Source organism: Paenibacillus sp. A3 (genome assembly GCF_001399685.1).
Lineage (GTDB): Bacteria > Bacillota > Bacilli > Paenibacillales > NBRC-103111 > Paenibacillus_G.
Window position 1 is genome coordinate 42,359 of record NZ_JTHN01000189.1, and the last position, 15,324, is coordinate 57,682.

Genomic DNA, 15,324 nt, shown 5'->3' on the forward strand with positions numbered 1-15,324 from the left:
ATGACGGAAAATAGCAACGTGTTTCATCCACCCTATGTCGTACGTTTTCCATTCGAAAAATCGCTCGGGCTACGTAATGCGTTGATCGACGTTAATGGAAATCTTGTTCGCGAGCCGAATTTGCTTAAAGTACATAACTTTACTCCAAATGGTAAGGGAGGTTACATTACTGCTGCTCAGGACTTAAACGAAAAATGGGGGTATATGGATCAAAACGGCAGATGGTTGATCGAGCCGACTTTGGAGGATGCGCGCATTTTTGGCGAGGAGGGCATGGCCAGATTCAAAAAAGAAGGGCTATGGGGCTATGTAGACTTAAACGGCGAGATCAAAATCCAACCCCAGTTTCAGGAGGCGCTGCCATTTCACGCAGGTTTGGCGGCGGTTCGATTGCACAATGGTTATGCTTATATCGATTGTACGGGACAAGTCGTCATCGAAGGGCCGTTTGCCGAGGCAGGCTTCTTTTCGCCGATCGGGCTGGCTGCCGTGAAAAAGCAGGGGGGCTCCGCTTGTGGGATTATCAATATGAAAGGCGAAATGGTGATTGCCCCGCAATTTACAGATGTCAGCATGTATACAAGCGATGGCATAGCCCCCGCAAAGAAACGTAAATTATGGGGATTGATCGATACGCAAGGCGAATGGATCGTGCAGCCGACCTATTCACGTATCGAAGAGTTCAACGAAGAGGGGCTCGCTTTTTTCAGTGATTATACCGATATGATGAACATAAGAAAGGGTTATCTGAATACAAAGGGCGACGTGATCGTCGAGGGAACGTCGATCTCGGACCAAATGTTGTGCGGGCTGGCAAAAGAAGATGTGCCTTATGGCGGAGGTATCGGCTTCTTCGATCGTACCGGTACGATGGTGATCCCGCCGCAGTACTGGGCCGATCCTTTTCATGAGTGCGGCGCCAGTGTCGTTCTTCGCAAGGATAACTGGGGGATTCTTACGATGGACGGCCAGTTCCGGGAAATGCCTTATGTGGAGCCGCTGACGGATCATGAAGGCTGGGTGCTGGGCTTTTATGGCGGCAAGGGAATGGCTCCGTTTCTTATCCGGCAGGGCGAAGTCGTCTACGTGGACGCTGCTGGAAGGGAAGTTTGCAGACTGCAGGTGGAGGAGACTGGGAATCCCCAGGAGCGTGTATTGCGGCTATTGAATGCTGAGGGAAGAATCGTATGGCAAAGCGAAGGTGAGAAGGATACATTTATTGTCGAGAGTCCGTTTTTGTGCAAGCGGCCTGCCCAGCATTTTGAGGATATCCAATATTGGGAGGGAGATATTACGGCTGCCGCACAAGACCTCTTGAATGCGGAACCTAGAGATTTTTATCCCTATGGCCAGTATGAACGGGATGTGTACGATCTATCGGAAGAGGATGAAGATGAGATCGACGAGTATAAAAAAAGAGGCGCGATGGAGGTCCTGGCAGGCACCTATGTGAGCGAGGAGCATTACGGGCATTACCCTTTTCTCGGAGAATGGGAAAGAAAGGCGTTTAAGCAGTATTTTGCAGTGATCGCTGAGCGTCTTTCCGATTCTTTTGGCGACCCGCTGCCCGATGCGTCTATCATGCTGCGCTGGGGCGATAACAACATTAGCAAGGTATGGGAAGTGAACGGCAAATATCTGGTGCTGGAATGGTTCACTGAATATGGCGATGGCGATTTTGTCCACCGGCTGTGGCTTGCTGCAGGATGCAAAGAGGATTTGGAATACGATGATGAGGAGGATGCCGAGAACGAATACAGTACAAACGAGGAAGAAACCCAAGAAAATGACAAGACATTCGATCTCGATCAGTTTGAGAAGCTGGTGAAAGAGGCACAGGCTCATATGGATGCGGAGGAACATGAGGAAGTTCTGGATTTGGCGTTCCAAATGGAGGAGCTCGCCTCAGATTCCACGGATGTAGATGTCACGCACATGAGCTGGATCTATGACTGCAAGCGGAATGCGCTGTATCAATTGGGGCGGGTAGAAGAAGCGCTCGAGACCTGCCGCGAAGCGATTGCCGATGTCTCCCCGAGGATGTTGTTCAACTACCGGCCGGAGCCCCGCCAAACGCTGCGCGCTTGCCATAATATGCTCGCACGGGAGCTGATGGAACGCGCTGTTACCAAAGAGGAATGCCTGACAGCCTGGGAACATGTAAAGGCTTGCTTCAAAGTGGCGAAACCGAACGAGGGTGAAGCGGTACTTGAATATTTCTATGACACCAGAGCGCTTTTGCTCCTGAAGCTGAGTGAGTTTGACCCCACTGAGAAAGCGAAGGCATTTGCTTTTCTTCAGCGGATGCAAACCATGGGGTCACCGTATCTGAGAGACGAGCCTCGACTGGCAAATGCGATAAACTCAGTAGAGTACCAGGCCTTTTTGAAAAGCAGCCATGATGTCGATCAAGAATATGTACAGGCACCTGCACAGGAAACCGCTATGGAGGCAGTGACCCGGTACCACAAGGCATACGAAACATTTAGCCAATTCAACTCGCAAGTGGAAAAGGAATTCGGGCCCATTCTCTCCCTTGCGTTTAGGGAGGACATGATTGCTAAAGCTGAAAAGGAATTAGGGTTTGCCTTGCCGGATGCACTTCGTCAATTTATGCTGGTGCCTGGCCTTGTACACGGGCTACATCCGGAACTTGTGCCTCCTATGAAAATTCAAGGGATGTTTTCGCTAATCAATGATGTGTGGGGAGTGCGCCGGGAGTTCGAGGAGCGTTTGACGCAGAAAGAATTGTACTGGCTGGAGGTTCATTGTCAGATCTGCGGCTTGTCGCAGATGGACGACCATAGTCAAGAGTATATTTACTTTACTCCCGGAAAAGGGTTTGGCACCTTTATCTACACTCGGGATAATTGGGATGAGTTTGAGGCGAATGTGCTCAGACCGCTGCTGGCGCAAGAGATTCCCGTTGAGACGTTTGACCAGGTGTTTTCCCGAAAGGTGACCGATCAGATTAAGCGGATGATTGAGGCTAGCAGAAACCCTGGTGCAATGCACTGATCGTATCCCCTCTAAGTAGACCGTAAAGGATAAGTCCTTACTGTTTGCTTGGAGGGGATTTTCTGTCCAGTCAAATGAAAGTATTGACATTACTACGAAAACGTATTAAATTGAGTTCAGACTTATATTACGATTTCGTAGTAATCTGGACTCTTCTTTTACACATTTACTACGAATTCGTACTAAAAAGAACTATGGGCATAAAAAAGGAGAGGGATTGACATGAATTGGCAAGATGCAGCCTTGGTGATGGCTGGGCTTATCGGAAGTGGCGTGGCGGTGATTCACGGGAGTCTGACCCAACGGCTCATGATCAGGCCGTTGACGAAGTCTGCTCTAGCCGACGAGCTAACGTTAGTCAAAAAGCTCGTGCCGTCACTCTTGCAATTCAGTACGTTCAACTGGTTTCTCGGCGGTCTAGCCTTGATCGCTTCTGCGCTCTGGTTCGAGAAGGACGTAAGGCTTGCGATTAGCCTGCTTGTCGGCAGTTCCTACCTGTATGGCGCTCTCGTCAACCTTTGGGCGACACGCGGCCGTCATCCTGGCTGGATGCTTTACACGGTTGCACTCGGCTTGATCGCCTTCGGCGTCAACGGGTCCGGCGGTTGAGGCGACTTTCGCCGATTCCGGGGCATTTCTTTTTCTCAAGTTGGCTTAAACGATACGGGCAAGCGAGGAATAGCAGGCCCGGGTGCACCGAGATCGATTCCGCCAAGAATCGCTTTATCCCTTATTCTCGGTGCTCCCCAGAGCCGAGCAAATCAGTTAAGCATATTGGTTTCCTTACATAGCAGCAGCAGGTTGTGCTTCTTTAGATGCTTCCTGACTCGTCGTAAAGTCGATCGGCGTAACGCCTTCCGCTTTCCACACTGTGCCTCTTCGCTCGTACTCGAATAACTTTTCGACGGCATTCGCGATTCGAGGCCCTAGCTCACGCTCAACCAAATACAAGGCCACGTCAAGTCCCGAAGTCACGCCTCCGCCGCTCACGAGGCGAGGACCGTCTACAACGACTCTTGCATCAACCGGAATTGCACCGGCAGCTTTTAAAGCAGCCATGCCCAAATGGTTTGTTACGGCATGTCTATCTTTCAACAAACCCTTCATAGCAAGCAGCAATGAACCTCCGCATACGGTAGCCACAGTGACTTCCTTATTGTCAACAGCTTGCTTCAGCAAATCCGGTAAACCTGTCTTCATGGCCTGCCCTAATATATTCGGGATGGCATCTTCCGAATTTCCCGCCGGTTTACCCGCAGCTCCAGGCACCAAAATAATCCCCGGACGATTCGGATCTAATGCCGCTTGCGCTTCGAGGGCGGGCCCATTCATACCGCTCGGGACAGAGCGCTTGCCTTCTGCGGAGACCAATTCCAGCGTAACAGCTCCTCCCGAGTACATTCCCGCAGCAGCGAATACTTCATATGGCGCTAAGGCATCCAACAGATCGAAGCCATCGAATAAAACGATTTGAACATGCACACTTTTGTCCTTGAATGCATCATGATTCTCGCTTGTTTGCGCACTTGCTGCCGGGGCAACCAGACTTAGCACCAGGACAAACGACAGGAGCAATCCAAAAAAAATTTTCAACCTTATCCATTCCTTTCGATTGGAGGTGAGTGGACCACCTCATTGATGGGGAACCGCAGCTTCTCCGGATGAACCGTTCATTCTAATGATGAAATCAGGAATGACCAGCAGCAGCACAATGGAGCTATAGACGCCAATGGTATAGCTGGTAGCGTAAACAAGACCGAAACCCTGATGAAAAAGAAAGGTGATGAGATGAATGAACATGTTCGTAAAACAAAAAGCGTAGCTTCGGATCATCCAGTTTTGGTGCCGGATGATCCGTTTCATTTTGATTTGGACGAGCGCCGTTATTGTGATAAACAGCCATATAATATTCAGTGCATTGAACCCCATGCTGCTTATTTTTCCTCCGGTGGCGTAAGGCGCCATGTATCCGGAAGTCAGCACGACAAGAAGTACGGACACGAAATAAATGTAGCCGTTGATGCGATGGAACTTGCGGTTTTTTTCCAAAATTCGGTTGGAAAAGTTGAGCAGCCCGGCCGCCATGGCGATGCAGGCAAATGCAACATGAACGTACATCACGTTTAACCAAACCGGGAGATTCAGCTCCCGCTTGAGTCCGGTTTTATGGCTTAAAAATCCCTCGGCTCCGGGATCGATAATATAATTGTCCACCAAGGCGTAGAGGATAAATAAAATCGTGACGCCAGCCAAAAGGCCGGATAGTATGTTCCGTTTCTTCATGTGATCCGAACCTCCGCGGCTCCTTATTTATGACCAAATACACAGCTCCGGGTCAGGAAACGCGATTGCCTGTTAATTTGGATGCCGGCAGCATGCCGGCCTTGGCGATTCCGGTCATGCGATCTCCGTCGGCGGCAACTTCGAATTTCAGATTCAAGCGCATCGGTTTCGTGATTTGCAGGGACCAAGTAAGCTTGTTATCCAGAAGGATTGGGTTCAACAACTCTACCGTCTCATTCCCTTGAGTGGCCTTGCCTTGGATCACCCCATTCCGTGTTGAGATGGAGAGCTTAACCTGTAGTTTCCCAACTGGCGTAGCGATTGTCGTATCCCAATCGCCTTCGAAGACGGATGCCTGTGTGAGTTTGTTATCCGGGGTGACATAAGCCATTGGGGCTTTATTCGCCGTGATGTTCGATTCGTCGCCTGTCCATGTTTTTGGACGGAAAGGTGCCATTCCTGCTGCTCTCCAAACCGTCCCCCTCCGTTCAAATTCGAACAACCGTCTACGGCGTGAGCGATACGCGGTCCAAGCTCACGTTCCACCAGATACAGCGCTACATCGAGTCCCGAAGTTACGCCGCCGCCGCTAACCAGGTTGCCATCGTCCACGACCCGCGCCGAGACGGAAACGGCTCCGGTTGCTTCAAGTACATTCATGCCCAGATGATGTGTTACCGCCGGTCTGCCTTCCAAGAGCCCTCCCATGGCCAGCAGCAGGGAGCCGCCGCATACCGTGGCGACTACGATGTCTTTTTGCCCGAGCGCACGTCCAATCCTATCGGTCAATTCCGTGTTCATGGCCCGGGCCAGAATAGCCGGGATGGAATCGGGGCCATCTCCTTCAACGTCACCCGCTGCGCCGGGCACGAGAATGATGCCCGCACGTTCCGGATTCAAGCTGCCGCTTGCTTCAATGTTTAACCCGTTGATGCCGCTAGTCACGGCCCTCGGCCCTTCGGCGGTGACGAATTCTACACTTAACGCGTTTTCGGCATTCATGGCAGCGGCGCAAAAAACTTCGTAAGGTGCAATGGCATCCAGAAGGTCGAAGCCGTCAAAAAGTACAATTTGAACCGTTAACATCAGTAATCCTCATCCTCCTCGTATCCAAAGTAGTTGAATACCTCCTTTATCCGTTTAGAAGAATTTTAACAAATGAATATCTCAAACGAAGCTGTAAAAAGGTCACAAAACAATAACAATCCATCACAAATCAGATGGTTACGTTAGTTTCTTGCGGGAAACATGATAAACTGGAATTCAAACAAAGGTGGGATATTCATGAGCGAAGCAACTACGATACTGGTTGTGGACGATGACCCAAGTATCGTCGAACTATTGAGGGACTTTTTAGAGTATGAAAACTTTAACGTGATAACCGCTTGCGATACCGCTCAAGCGTGGGCCGTGTTCCAGCAGAGTTCCGTTCATTGTATTATTCTTGACATCATGATGCCGGGACAAAACGGATTTGAGTTATGCCGCCGGATTCGGGCGGAAAGCAACGTTCCGATCCTTTTCTTGAGCGCACGCAGCGATGACGTGGACAAGATTCGAGGGCTGACGCTCGGCGGCGATGATTATATCGTCAAATCCGCTTCACCCGGCGAGATCATAGCCAGGGTAAAAGCAGTATTGCGGCGTTCCGCTTCTCCGCATCAAACGGAGGGAAGGATCCTGGATTTTGGCCGCATCAAGCTAAATCTGTCCACAAGAGAAGTGACGGTGGATGGGAGGAATGTAATGCTCACGCCGAGAGAATACGAGTTGCTGCGATTATTTGCCGAACATCCCAGACATGTTTTTACCTATCAACAATTACTTGCAAAATTTTGGGATGGGGTAGGCGATAAGCATACGATCCGGGTGCATCTCGGTCGACTTCGCGAAAAAATCGAAACCGATCCGAACCATCCACAATACCTGGTCAACGTATGGGGAGTAGGGTATCGCTTCGAGGGAGGATAACATGAGAACGATTCGCATTCGTACGTTTACTCTGCTGTGCTTCTTTTTCATCCAGTTGGTGCCGTGGATCTTCTTTGTGACGGCTCACTTCATGGAGACGAAAACGCTCAGCTTCGCAAGAAGCCAACCGCAAGACGAGGTTCTGCAAAGATATTTGACCGACATCACGCACCTGATTGAAACGAACCCGGACAAATGGAGAGACTCGAATTGGCAAAATCAACTGCATACCCAGTTACAGCAAGCGAACATAGAGGTAGCTATCTTATCTGCGTCAGATCAGGAAATTTATCAGTCTAATCCGGAGCGTCAAGGCGCTTTGTCGTCAGCCGAACGGTTCTCCGTCATAGAGAACGGTCAAATACTCGGAAAGGTCGTCATTTACCTGCCGAAGTCCAATACGGTTCAGACGATTTCGGTGTTTACCGGAGTATTGCTTGCTTTCATTATTATCGGTGTTGCCATGCGAAGATTCCTTCTTAAGCCCCTCGAAAGGATGAGCTTGGCAGCCAGACAAATCGCCGCAGGGGATTGGGATGTGAAGCTGCCTTGGTCCGGGATCACCGAAATCTCTGAAGTCCGCGACGGATTCGAAGTGATGGTGAAGGGGCTGCAACAATCTTTTCAGAAACAAACGGAATTGGAAGAAGAACGTCGATTCGTGATCGCTGCTGTCGCGCATGATTTACGGACCCCATTGTTTGCCTTGCGGGGGTATTTGGATGGTTTGGAGCAAGGAGTTGCGCAATCTCCGGAGAAAATAGCTAAATATTTGGCGGTATGTAAGGAAAAATCGGCGCAATTGGACCGGCTGGTAGAGGACCTTTTCACATTTACCAAGATGGACTATTTGGAGATGAAGCTTCATTACAAGAAGATTGATTTTAAACACCTAATCCAGCAGTCGATTGACAGTCTAAGTCCGCTAGCCCGGCAAAAGCAAATCTCGATCTCGAACCATGCCGCAGACGACTGCTTCATTAGCGGTGACATGCACTTATTGGAGCGTTCCATCAACAACCTTTTGGATAATGCGGTCCGGCATACCCCATCCTATGGTGAAATTGTTGTTCAATGCTATGTAGATCGCGACCAAGTGAAATTTACGATACGCGATACAGGACCGGGCTTCTCACCGGTAGAACTGCAGTGGGCTTTTGAACCTTTATATCGTGGTGAAACATCGAGGAATCGTTCGACCGGAGGCAGCGGGTTAGGGTTGACGATTTCCCAAAAAATTATTAGGCGTCACGGAGGGGAACTTGCTGCTGGAAACCATTCGGAGGGTGGAGCTCTGCTGACCGGTTGGCTACCTGTAAACGGTCCGGACTAAAAATTGATCCAAGCTTCACGGATGTTTTCCATCAATGCTAACAGTCACAAGGGGTTCACGTTAATTCGTGGATGCGAATATTTTCACAATTAAACAATCCAAAATATTGGATATATGGTATTATATAGTTGATTTCGGGCGATTAGGCTTTCGGGATCGTGTAGTTGTCGTGAACTAAGCGCCCAATAACAAAAAACGAAGGAGGGGGAAATAGTGTGGAAATAATCGGAAAAGTGCTTTTTGTTACAGTTCTAACGTTTTCGTTGATGTCTGGGGGAGTTTCGGCAGCAATCTCCACAGAGCAGCTTTCAACGGAGAATCAAGAAGTGAACCGAGCTTTCGCACCGGTTGAGCATTATACTTTAAAATTGTACGAAGACATCAAGTTGAAGACAGTTGATTTCTATGGGTTTCATAGAATTGATCCAAGTAGTACGGGTAAAGTATCAATTAGGGGAGAAGCGTTTACAGCAAATAATTATTTCACAGGGAAAAAAGTTGGGACGGTAATTGTTGAAGTTTGGGACACATATGACGATTGGTATGGGACACCTCCAAAATTAGTTAAAAAAATTTATTTTGACGTTATTCCCTAATAGGAGAGAAACTTAGGGAAAGCATTGAGGAGAATACGGATTTATACAGACAAAAAACAGTCGCAGAGTACCGGCGGTCATGCCGATGCCCTGCGACTTTTCGGCGCGTCTTAGTTCATTTGCCTTCCTCGTCGGCCGAGGGACCGTAGAGGCCCGGCACCGGAATATCGAGAAGCCGCAAATAAACCCCGAGCTGCGCCCGGTGGTGGACCATGTGGCTTAATCCGAAGGTGCGAAGCGCGATGGCCCGCGGTTGGCGCAGGATGATATGGTCGCCGTTCCGCAAGGTCCATTCCTCGCCGAGCGTTTTCTCGTCGCATTCGGCTAACAGCTTTTCAAGCTTGACGACGTTCGCGTCGAATTCCTCCAGCACGTCTTCGCGTCTTTCCAAAGGTTCCCGCCGAAGCGGCACGGTCGAAAGATCGAATTCCGGGTAAAGAAAAATCGCGACTTGCCAGTTCAGCAGGTTGATTAGATGCGTGGCCAGCCCGCCCAACGTCATCGATTTCACGTGCGGCTTCCACGTCATATGCTCCTCGGGCAAACGCTCCAGGATGCGGCGCGTAGTGGCCAGCTCATGCATGGCGTCTCCGATGATCAGTTGTTTCACCATAGATTCCCTCTCCTCCCTTATATGGCTAGCATACTATAAACCCGGTCGAGTGGAAAGGCTTGACTCGGTCGTTCGGCATCGGATGACGGTGCGACATGCAGGGCAAACATAAGGAGGATGAGTTTGGTGAAGGGAGCATGAGAAGTTTCTTGTGAACCGACTAAGAAGCCTATGAACAACTTGTGGAGCTCGGGAGCCCGGTCATTCCATATATAGAAGAGTAGATGAGAGGTAATAATGCAGGGTAACGAGGTACGGATATGAGGACGTACAGGGGGTACAATGCGGAGGAACCACCGAAGGATGAAAAATCCAGTGCGGTGGTTCTTTTTTTCTCTTGTCTCCTATGCCATCATTATAGATGGGGGCGATGAAGGATGTTCCAGGATTTCAAGCTCGTCGGTGACCGTCCGGCCGCGATACAAGTGAAAGAATACGTCAAACGTTTAATTATAAAAGGGGCGCTTCAGGCGGATCAGAAGCTGCTCTCCACACGAGAAATGAGCGGTCTGCTAAAGGTAAGCCGCAATACAGTCATTGCAGCCTATGAAGGCCTGGAGGATGACGGATTTACGTATGCGATTCCCGGCAAAGGCAGCTATGTGGCCGCTATGGTGGGCCATTTGGCTGCAGAAAACGGAGGAGATGACGGCTCAGCCGCCTGGCAGATCGACTGGAAGGCAAGAATGAACGAGTATGCTGTATCGGCTGTGGAGCTGGATATGATGAAGCAGGGCATTCGCGCCAAAAAAGGAACCATCTCGTTCACAAGCATCGCTCCGGATGAGCAGCTGTTTGATCTGGGGGATGTAAGGCGAGCCTTTATGGATCGGATGGCAATCGAAGGGCAGGTGCTGCTCAACTACGGCTACGCCAAGGGCTACAAGCCGCTGATCGATTACCTGATGCGTTATATGGAGAATAAGGGCATCGATCTAAGCGGCAAGGATATGCTGATTACTAGCGGGTTTACGGAAGGGTTTGACATTGTGCTGTCGGCACTGCGCCCTTCTGCGCGCCGCGGAGCGGCAATTTGTGAAAATCCAACCCATCATACAGCGATCAAAAATTTGAAGCTGCAAGGATTTGAGATTACCGGCATTCCAATGGAGCGTGACGGTATGGATGTGGAGCAGCTTGAGGCGGTATTGCAGAAGCAGACAAACAGCTTCGATCTGGCCTATTTGACTCCTTCCTATCACAATCCTACAGGCATCGTCATGTCGCCGGCGAAGCGCAGCGCCGTTATGAAAATAATGATGCGCTATCAGATTCCGGTGATCGAGGATGGATTCAATGAGGAGCTGCGCTACTCGGGAGCGCATGTTGCCCCATTAATAGCGACGGCAGGGCAAGGCAACGGAGTAATCTATATTGGCAGCCTCTCCAAGGTGCTGTTTCCCGGCTTGCGAGTGGGCTGGGTGCTTGGAGACCGGGCGCTGATCGACAATCTGGAAAGCATTAAGCGTGCACGCACCATTCATACATCAACAATCGATCAATCGATATTATATCAATATTTGCTCAATGGAAATTTCGATAAATATGTAAAAAAAGCACGGATGGAATATAAGCGCAAATATGAGCTGACGAAGGCATGCTGCGAGGCACATCTCCCTGAAGTGCAACTGTCTGGCGACGGGGGCTTGCATTTGTTTCTTACCTTCCCGTCAGGCGTAAATACACGCCAGCTGCTAGAAGCTTGCACAGAACAGGGTGTTATATTTACACCGGGAGACAAGTTTTTTATTCAAGAAGGCGAAGGGACGAATACATTGCGGCTTGGCTTTTCACGAGTAACGGATGAAAATATCGAGCGGGGTATTCAGATCATCGGCAGACAGGCGCGTAGCTTTCTTAAGGCATAACGATTTTTATTAAAAATGAGGTGTCATGATGAAGATTGGCGTTGTTATGGGTGGTATTTCCTCTGAGCGTGAGGTATCTCTGCAGACAGGTCAAGAGATGATCCATCATTTGGATCGCAGTCGCTATCAGGTGGTTCCAATTGTGATCGATCAGCGAGCGGATTTAATCGCACAGGTTCAGCAGGCAGGCATCGATCTCGCGCTATTGGCGCTGCATGGCCAATATGGCGAGGACGGCACGGTGCAGGGAGCGCTGGAGACGCTGGGCATTCCATATACAGGAAGCGGTGTCCTGGCAAGCAGCCTATGCATGAATAAGCAACTGTCCAAGATGCTGCTGAAGGCAGTGGGCGTGCATACGCCTGCAGGCCTTTGCTGGCAGGGGATGGACCAATATGATCCGCATGCGATGGAGCAGCTGGGTTACCCGGTTATTGTGAAGCCGAATATGGGGGGGTCCAGCATCGGCATCCAGCTTGTGCATAATGAGAAGGAGCTGCTGCCGGCCGTTCGGGAGGCTTGCAGTTTGGGTCAGGCAATCTTGATTGAGCCCTATATTAAAGGGACGGAGCTTACCTGCTCGATTGTGGATGGCGAGGTATTACCGATTATCGGCATTCGCCCCGCGCATTCGGAGTGGTTCGACTACAAAGCGAAATACGAGGACGGCGGCGCTGAGGAGAAGGTGATCCAGCTTCCTCCCGTTATTGAGCAGCGTGTGCGTGAGGCGGCGCTTGCCAGCTACCGGCTGCTGCGGTGCAAGGTCTATGCAAGGGTCGATATGATTTTGTGTCAGGATGTACCTTACGTGCTGGAAGTAAACACTTTACCGGGAATGACCGCGGGCAGCCTGCTTCCGAAGAGCGCAGCTGCAGCAGGTATGACCTTTACACAGCTGCTGGACCGTATTATTGTCAGCTCGCTCCATGAGCGGAAACAGGAATGGGGGATAGGGCAATATGTTTAGTGAAGATAGTGCAGGGCGGTTTTTATCCTCGCATGTACGGGATATTCGACCATCGGGAATTCGCGCTTTTTTTGATCTGAATGCAGCAGGCGGAGATACAATCGCCCTTGGAGTCGGAGAGCCAGATTTCGTTACACCGGATAAGGTACGTGAAGCTTGCATTCAGGCATTGCGTGAAGGGCAGACGAAATATACCTCAAATGCCGGCTTGACGGAGCTGCGGGAGGAGCTTTCGGCTTATTTTACCAGCAGCTTCGCGCTTTCCTACGACCCCGGGCAGGAAATCATCGTGACGGTGGGGAGCAGTGAAGCCGTCGACCTGGCGCTGCGGGCAGTGATCAATCCAGGTGATGAGGTGCTGATTCCCGCGCCAAGCTATATTGCCTATGAACCGATTACCCGTCTACATGGCGGTAAAATCGTGGAGGTGGCGGCTACGGCAGAGGAGCGGTTCAAGCTGACACCGCAAGCGCTGCAAGCGGCGATTACGCCTCATTCAAAGGCTCTGATGATTAATTATCCGTGTAATCCGACCGGAACAGTTATGACGGAACAGGATTGGTGGCCGATTGTAGAGCTCATTATTAAACATAATTTGGTTGTTATTTCGGATGAAGTTTATGCCGAGCTGACTTATGGGCGACAACATGTCAGTATCGCCTCCTTGCCGGGCATGAAGGATCGTACAATTGTCATCAGCGGCTTTTCCAAAGCGTTCGCGATGACAGGCTGGCGGGTAGGCTATGCTTGCGGCCCGCGCGAGTTGATAGCCGGCATGCTGAAAATCCACCAGTACACGGCCATGTGCGCCCCTACCATTGCACAGATCGCCGCGCTCGAATCATTGCGTCATGGCTTGGCTGCCAAGGATGAGATGATCGCGAGCTACAATGAACGCCGCAAGCTGTTTGTAGCCGGCTTGAATGCAATCGGGCTGTCCTGTCACGAGCCTGAGGGGGCTTTCTATGCCTTCCCTTCAATTGCTTCTACCGGGATGTCATCTGAGCAGTTCGCTCTTCGGCTGCTGGAGGAAGCGAAGGTGGCGGTCGTGCCGGGACATGTATTCGGATCGGGCGGAGAGGGCTTTATTCGCTGCTCCTATGCAACCTCGCTCGTCGATTTGGAGAAGGTGCTGGAGCGGATGGGAAGGTTTATGCAGGTGATGCAGCCGGTTTGATGAAACATCGTATATGGAAGAAACTAGAGAGAGAGCTTCAACTTTACTGCAGTTGTTTCTTAGATGAACCGCTGCCCCTGTCTGCCAATTCGACAAGCCTCAGGATGCCTTCTCTCAATAGCTGCTCATTTAGATAGGAATAGCTGAGGCGTATCCATGATTTGTACTCTTTAAGCGGATCGCAAATCGTGTTTATCCGCACATCCGCTTGAAAGAACTGTTTTTTTTCATATGTTTTGCCCCCAGGCCCATTAACCTGCAAATACGCACTTGCGCGTGTGTCTCTATTATACAGGAAACTCCCGCCTTCTTTTCTGGTCCTATCGATCTGTTCTATTCACCTTCGTTTATGATGGGGAAAAGGGGGAGTTCTGGCGCAAGGCAGGCAGGCCCGCAGAAAAACACAAATGGTGCTAATTCAACTAAATTAGGAGTCTTAGTTGGAGGTGATTCGTTGGAAGACAAGCTTCGGTACATTGCGCCGAGGCTTTTTTCAATGAGGTTGACACGACACAAAATGGTAGCCTATAATCAAAGTGACACTAAATGGTGTCTAATTAAGAGTTAGTCATTTGGACAGGACCCTGAATAAGTTTCACTCGTAACAATTACGAGGGGGGCGGCGAAATAACGGCTGTCCCTTAGTAATATTGGTAATAATATTTAGGAGAGAGTGTTGTGAGCGAGAACAACCCGTTGCGGGATGTGTATGACGCGATTGCAGATCCAACTAGGCGCCGACTGATTCGTCTGTTAGCAGAGAAAGAGGAGATACCGCTTCATGAGTTGACGGCACAATTTCAAATGGGCCGTACAGCGGTATCCAAGCATTTGGCAATTCTTAAAGAGGCCGGACTGGTCCTTGACCGAAAAGTCGGCAGAGAAACGCGATTTAGGCTAAACGCCTCTCCGCTCAAAGAAATTCAAGATTGGGTGGCTTTCTATAGCAAGTTCTGGAGTTCGAATTTGTTGCGCCTGAACCAACTATTAGAGGAGGAAGAGGAATGAGTTTAACATTATCCTTGGATTTTCAGTACACGACATCAATTGAGAAGCTTTGGTCCGCCTTAACCGATTCAAGCAAGCTCGCCAAGTGGACGATGGAAAATGATTTTAAGCCCGTCGTGGGACACCGTTTTCAGTTTCGCACGCAGCCGACCGAATGGTGGGATGGAATTGTTGACGGCGAAGTGCTTATCGTGGACGCACCAAACTGATTGTCCTATACATGGGCCAGTGGAGGAGAGAAGCACACGGTCACCTGGACGCTGCAGGATTTAGGGGACGGAAAGGTTAACCTTCATCTCGAACAAACCGGAATCTCCAATGCTCAAGCACTCAATGGAGCTAAGTATGGCTGGACTAATTGGTGCGGCGAGCTTGAAAAGGTATTGGAACAATAACCGCATTACGGTACTAAAACATCTCCTTCTCCAATGCTAAATTAATGGGTACGACAGTTGAACCCTGCTTGACCCGAATCAACATAAACCGGCTG

The 15,324-nt window shown here is 50.1% G+C and carries 12 protein-coding genes and 2 pseudogenes; 10 read left to right on the top strand and 4 right to left on the bottom strand.

Translation table 11 applies throughout. The features are described 5' to 3' along the window. Both QJ48_RS26340 and QJ48_RS26345 read left to right on the top strand, forming a co-directional pair. Complete coding sequence (locus QJ48_RS26340; RefSeq protein WP_054976373.1) at positions 1–3,018, top strand: WG repeat-containing protein; 3,018 nt, start codon at positions 1–3, stop codon at positions 3,016–3,018. Positions 3,019–3,240: 222 nt separating this feature from the next. Next, on the top strand, positions 3,241–3,627 hold the full coding sequence (locus QJ48_RS26345) for a hypothetical protein (RefSeq protein ID WP_054976374.1): 387 nt from the start codon (positions 3,241–3,243) through the stop codon (positions 3,625–3,627). A 174-nt stretch (positions 3,628–3,801) separates the two neighbouring features. Here the strand turns inward: QJ48_RS26345 and QJ48_RS26350 are convergent, their stop codons facing one another. The 3 genes and pseudogenes from QJ48_RS26350 to QJ48_RS26360 all read right to left on the bottom strand — a co-directional run bounded on the left by QJ48_RS26350 (position 3,802) and on the right by QJ48_RS26360 (position 6,387). Beyond that, a complete protein-coding gene (locus QJ48_RS26350; RefSeq protein ID WP_054976375.1) occupies positions 3,802–4,611 on the bottom strand; it encodes a DJ-1/PfpI family protein in 810 nt (269 codons plus the stop codon). A gap of 39 nt (positions 4,612–4,650) precedes the next feature. After that, positions 4,651–5,301, bottom strand: coding sequence for a DUF2306 domain-containing protein (locus QJ48_RS26355; protein WP_054976376.1), 651 nt, complete (start codon positions 5,299–5,301; stop codon positions 4,651–4,653). Between the two features lie 52 nt (positions 5,302–5,353). Continuing rightward, a pseudogene (locus QJ48_RS26360) lies at positions 5,354–6,387 on the bottom strand (DJ-1/PfpI family protein). Positions 6,388–6,585: 198 nt separating this feature from the next. On the opposite strand from QJ48_RS26360, the gene QJ48_RS26365 reads away from it, so the two are divergent. From QJ48_RS26365 to QJ48_RS26375, 3 genes are all read left to right on the top strand, one after another. Then, positions 6,586–7,272 (top strand): response regulator transcription factor, encoded by a 687-nt coding sequence (locus tag QJ48_RS26365; RefSeq protein WP_054976377.1) that lies wholly within the window; start codon positions 6,586–6,588, stop codon positions 7,270–7,272. A 1-nt stretch (position 7,273) separates the two neighbouring features. Beyond that, positions 7,274–8,605 carry a cell wall metabolism sensor histidine kinase WalK gene (locus QJ48_RS26370; protein ID WP_054976378.1) on the top strand — a complete coding sequence of 444 codons (1,332 nt, stop codon included), beginning with the start codon at positions 7,274–7,276 and terminating at the stop codon, positions 8,603–8,605. A 215-nt stretch (positions 8,606–8,820) separates the two neighbouring features. Next, complete coding sequence (locus QJ48_RS26375) at positions 8,821–9,201, top strand: hypothetical protein (RefSeq protein ID WP_054976379.1); 381 nt, start codon at positions 8,821–8,823, stop codon at positions 9,199–9,201. A gap of 115 nt (positions 9,202–9,316) precedes the next feature. Here QJ48_RS26375 and QJ48_RS26380 read toward each other — a convergent pair whose 3' ends face one another. Beyond that, positions 9,317–9,814: a DinB family protein gene (locus tag QJ48_RS26380; protein ID WP_054976380.1), complete on the bottom strand. Its 498-nt coding sequence runs from the start codon at positions 9,812–9,814 to the stop codon at positions 9,317–9,319. A gap of 377 nt (positions 9,815–10,191) precedes the next feature. Here QJ48_RS26380 and QJ48_RS26385 point away from each other — a divergent pair, with 377 nt between their 5' ends. From QJ48_RS26385 to QJ48_RS26405, 5 genes and pseudogenes are all read left to right on the top strand, one after another. After that, on the top strand, positions 10,192–11,682 hold the full coding sequence (locus QJ48_RS26385) for a PLP-dependent aminotransferase family protein (protein WP_054976381.1): 1,491 nt from the start codon (positions 10,192–10,194) through the stop codon (positions 11,680–11,682). A gap of 28 nt (positions 11,683–11,710) precedes the next feature. Continuing rightward, positions 11,711–12,649: a D-alanine--D-alanine ligase gene (locus QJ48_RS26390; protein WP_054976382.1), complete on the top strand. Its 939-nt coding sequence runs from the start codon at positions 11,711–11,713 to the stop codon at positions 12,647–12,649. Next, positions 12,642–13,826: an aminotransferase class I/II-fold pyridoxal phosphate-dependent enzyme gene (locus QJ48_RS26395; RefSeq protein ID WP_054976383.1), complete on the top strand. Its 1,185-nt coding sequence runs from the start codon at positions 12,642–12,644 to the stop codon at positions 13,824–13,826. The genes QJ48_RS26390 and QJ48_RS26395 overlap by 8 nt, the downstream gene beginning before the upstream one ends. Positions 13,827–14,504: 678 nt before the next feature. After that, the gene (locus QJ48_RS26400; RefSeq protein ID WP_054976384.1) at positions 14,505–14,834 is read left to right on the top strand and encodes a helix-turn-helix transcriptional regulator; all 330 of its coding nucleotides are present in this window, start codon (positions 14,505–14,507) and stop codon (positions 14,832–14,834) included. Beyond that, positions 14,831–15,229 (top strand): annotated as a pseudogene (locus tag QJ48_RS26405) (SRPBCC domain-containing protein). Before QJ48_RS26400 ends, QJ48_RS26405 begins: the two are co-directional and overlap by 4 nt. Positions 15,230–15,324 lie beyond the last annotated feature (95 nt).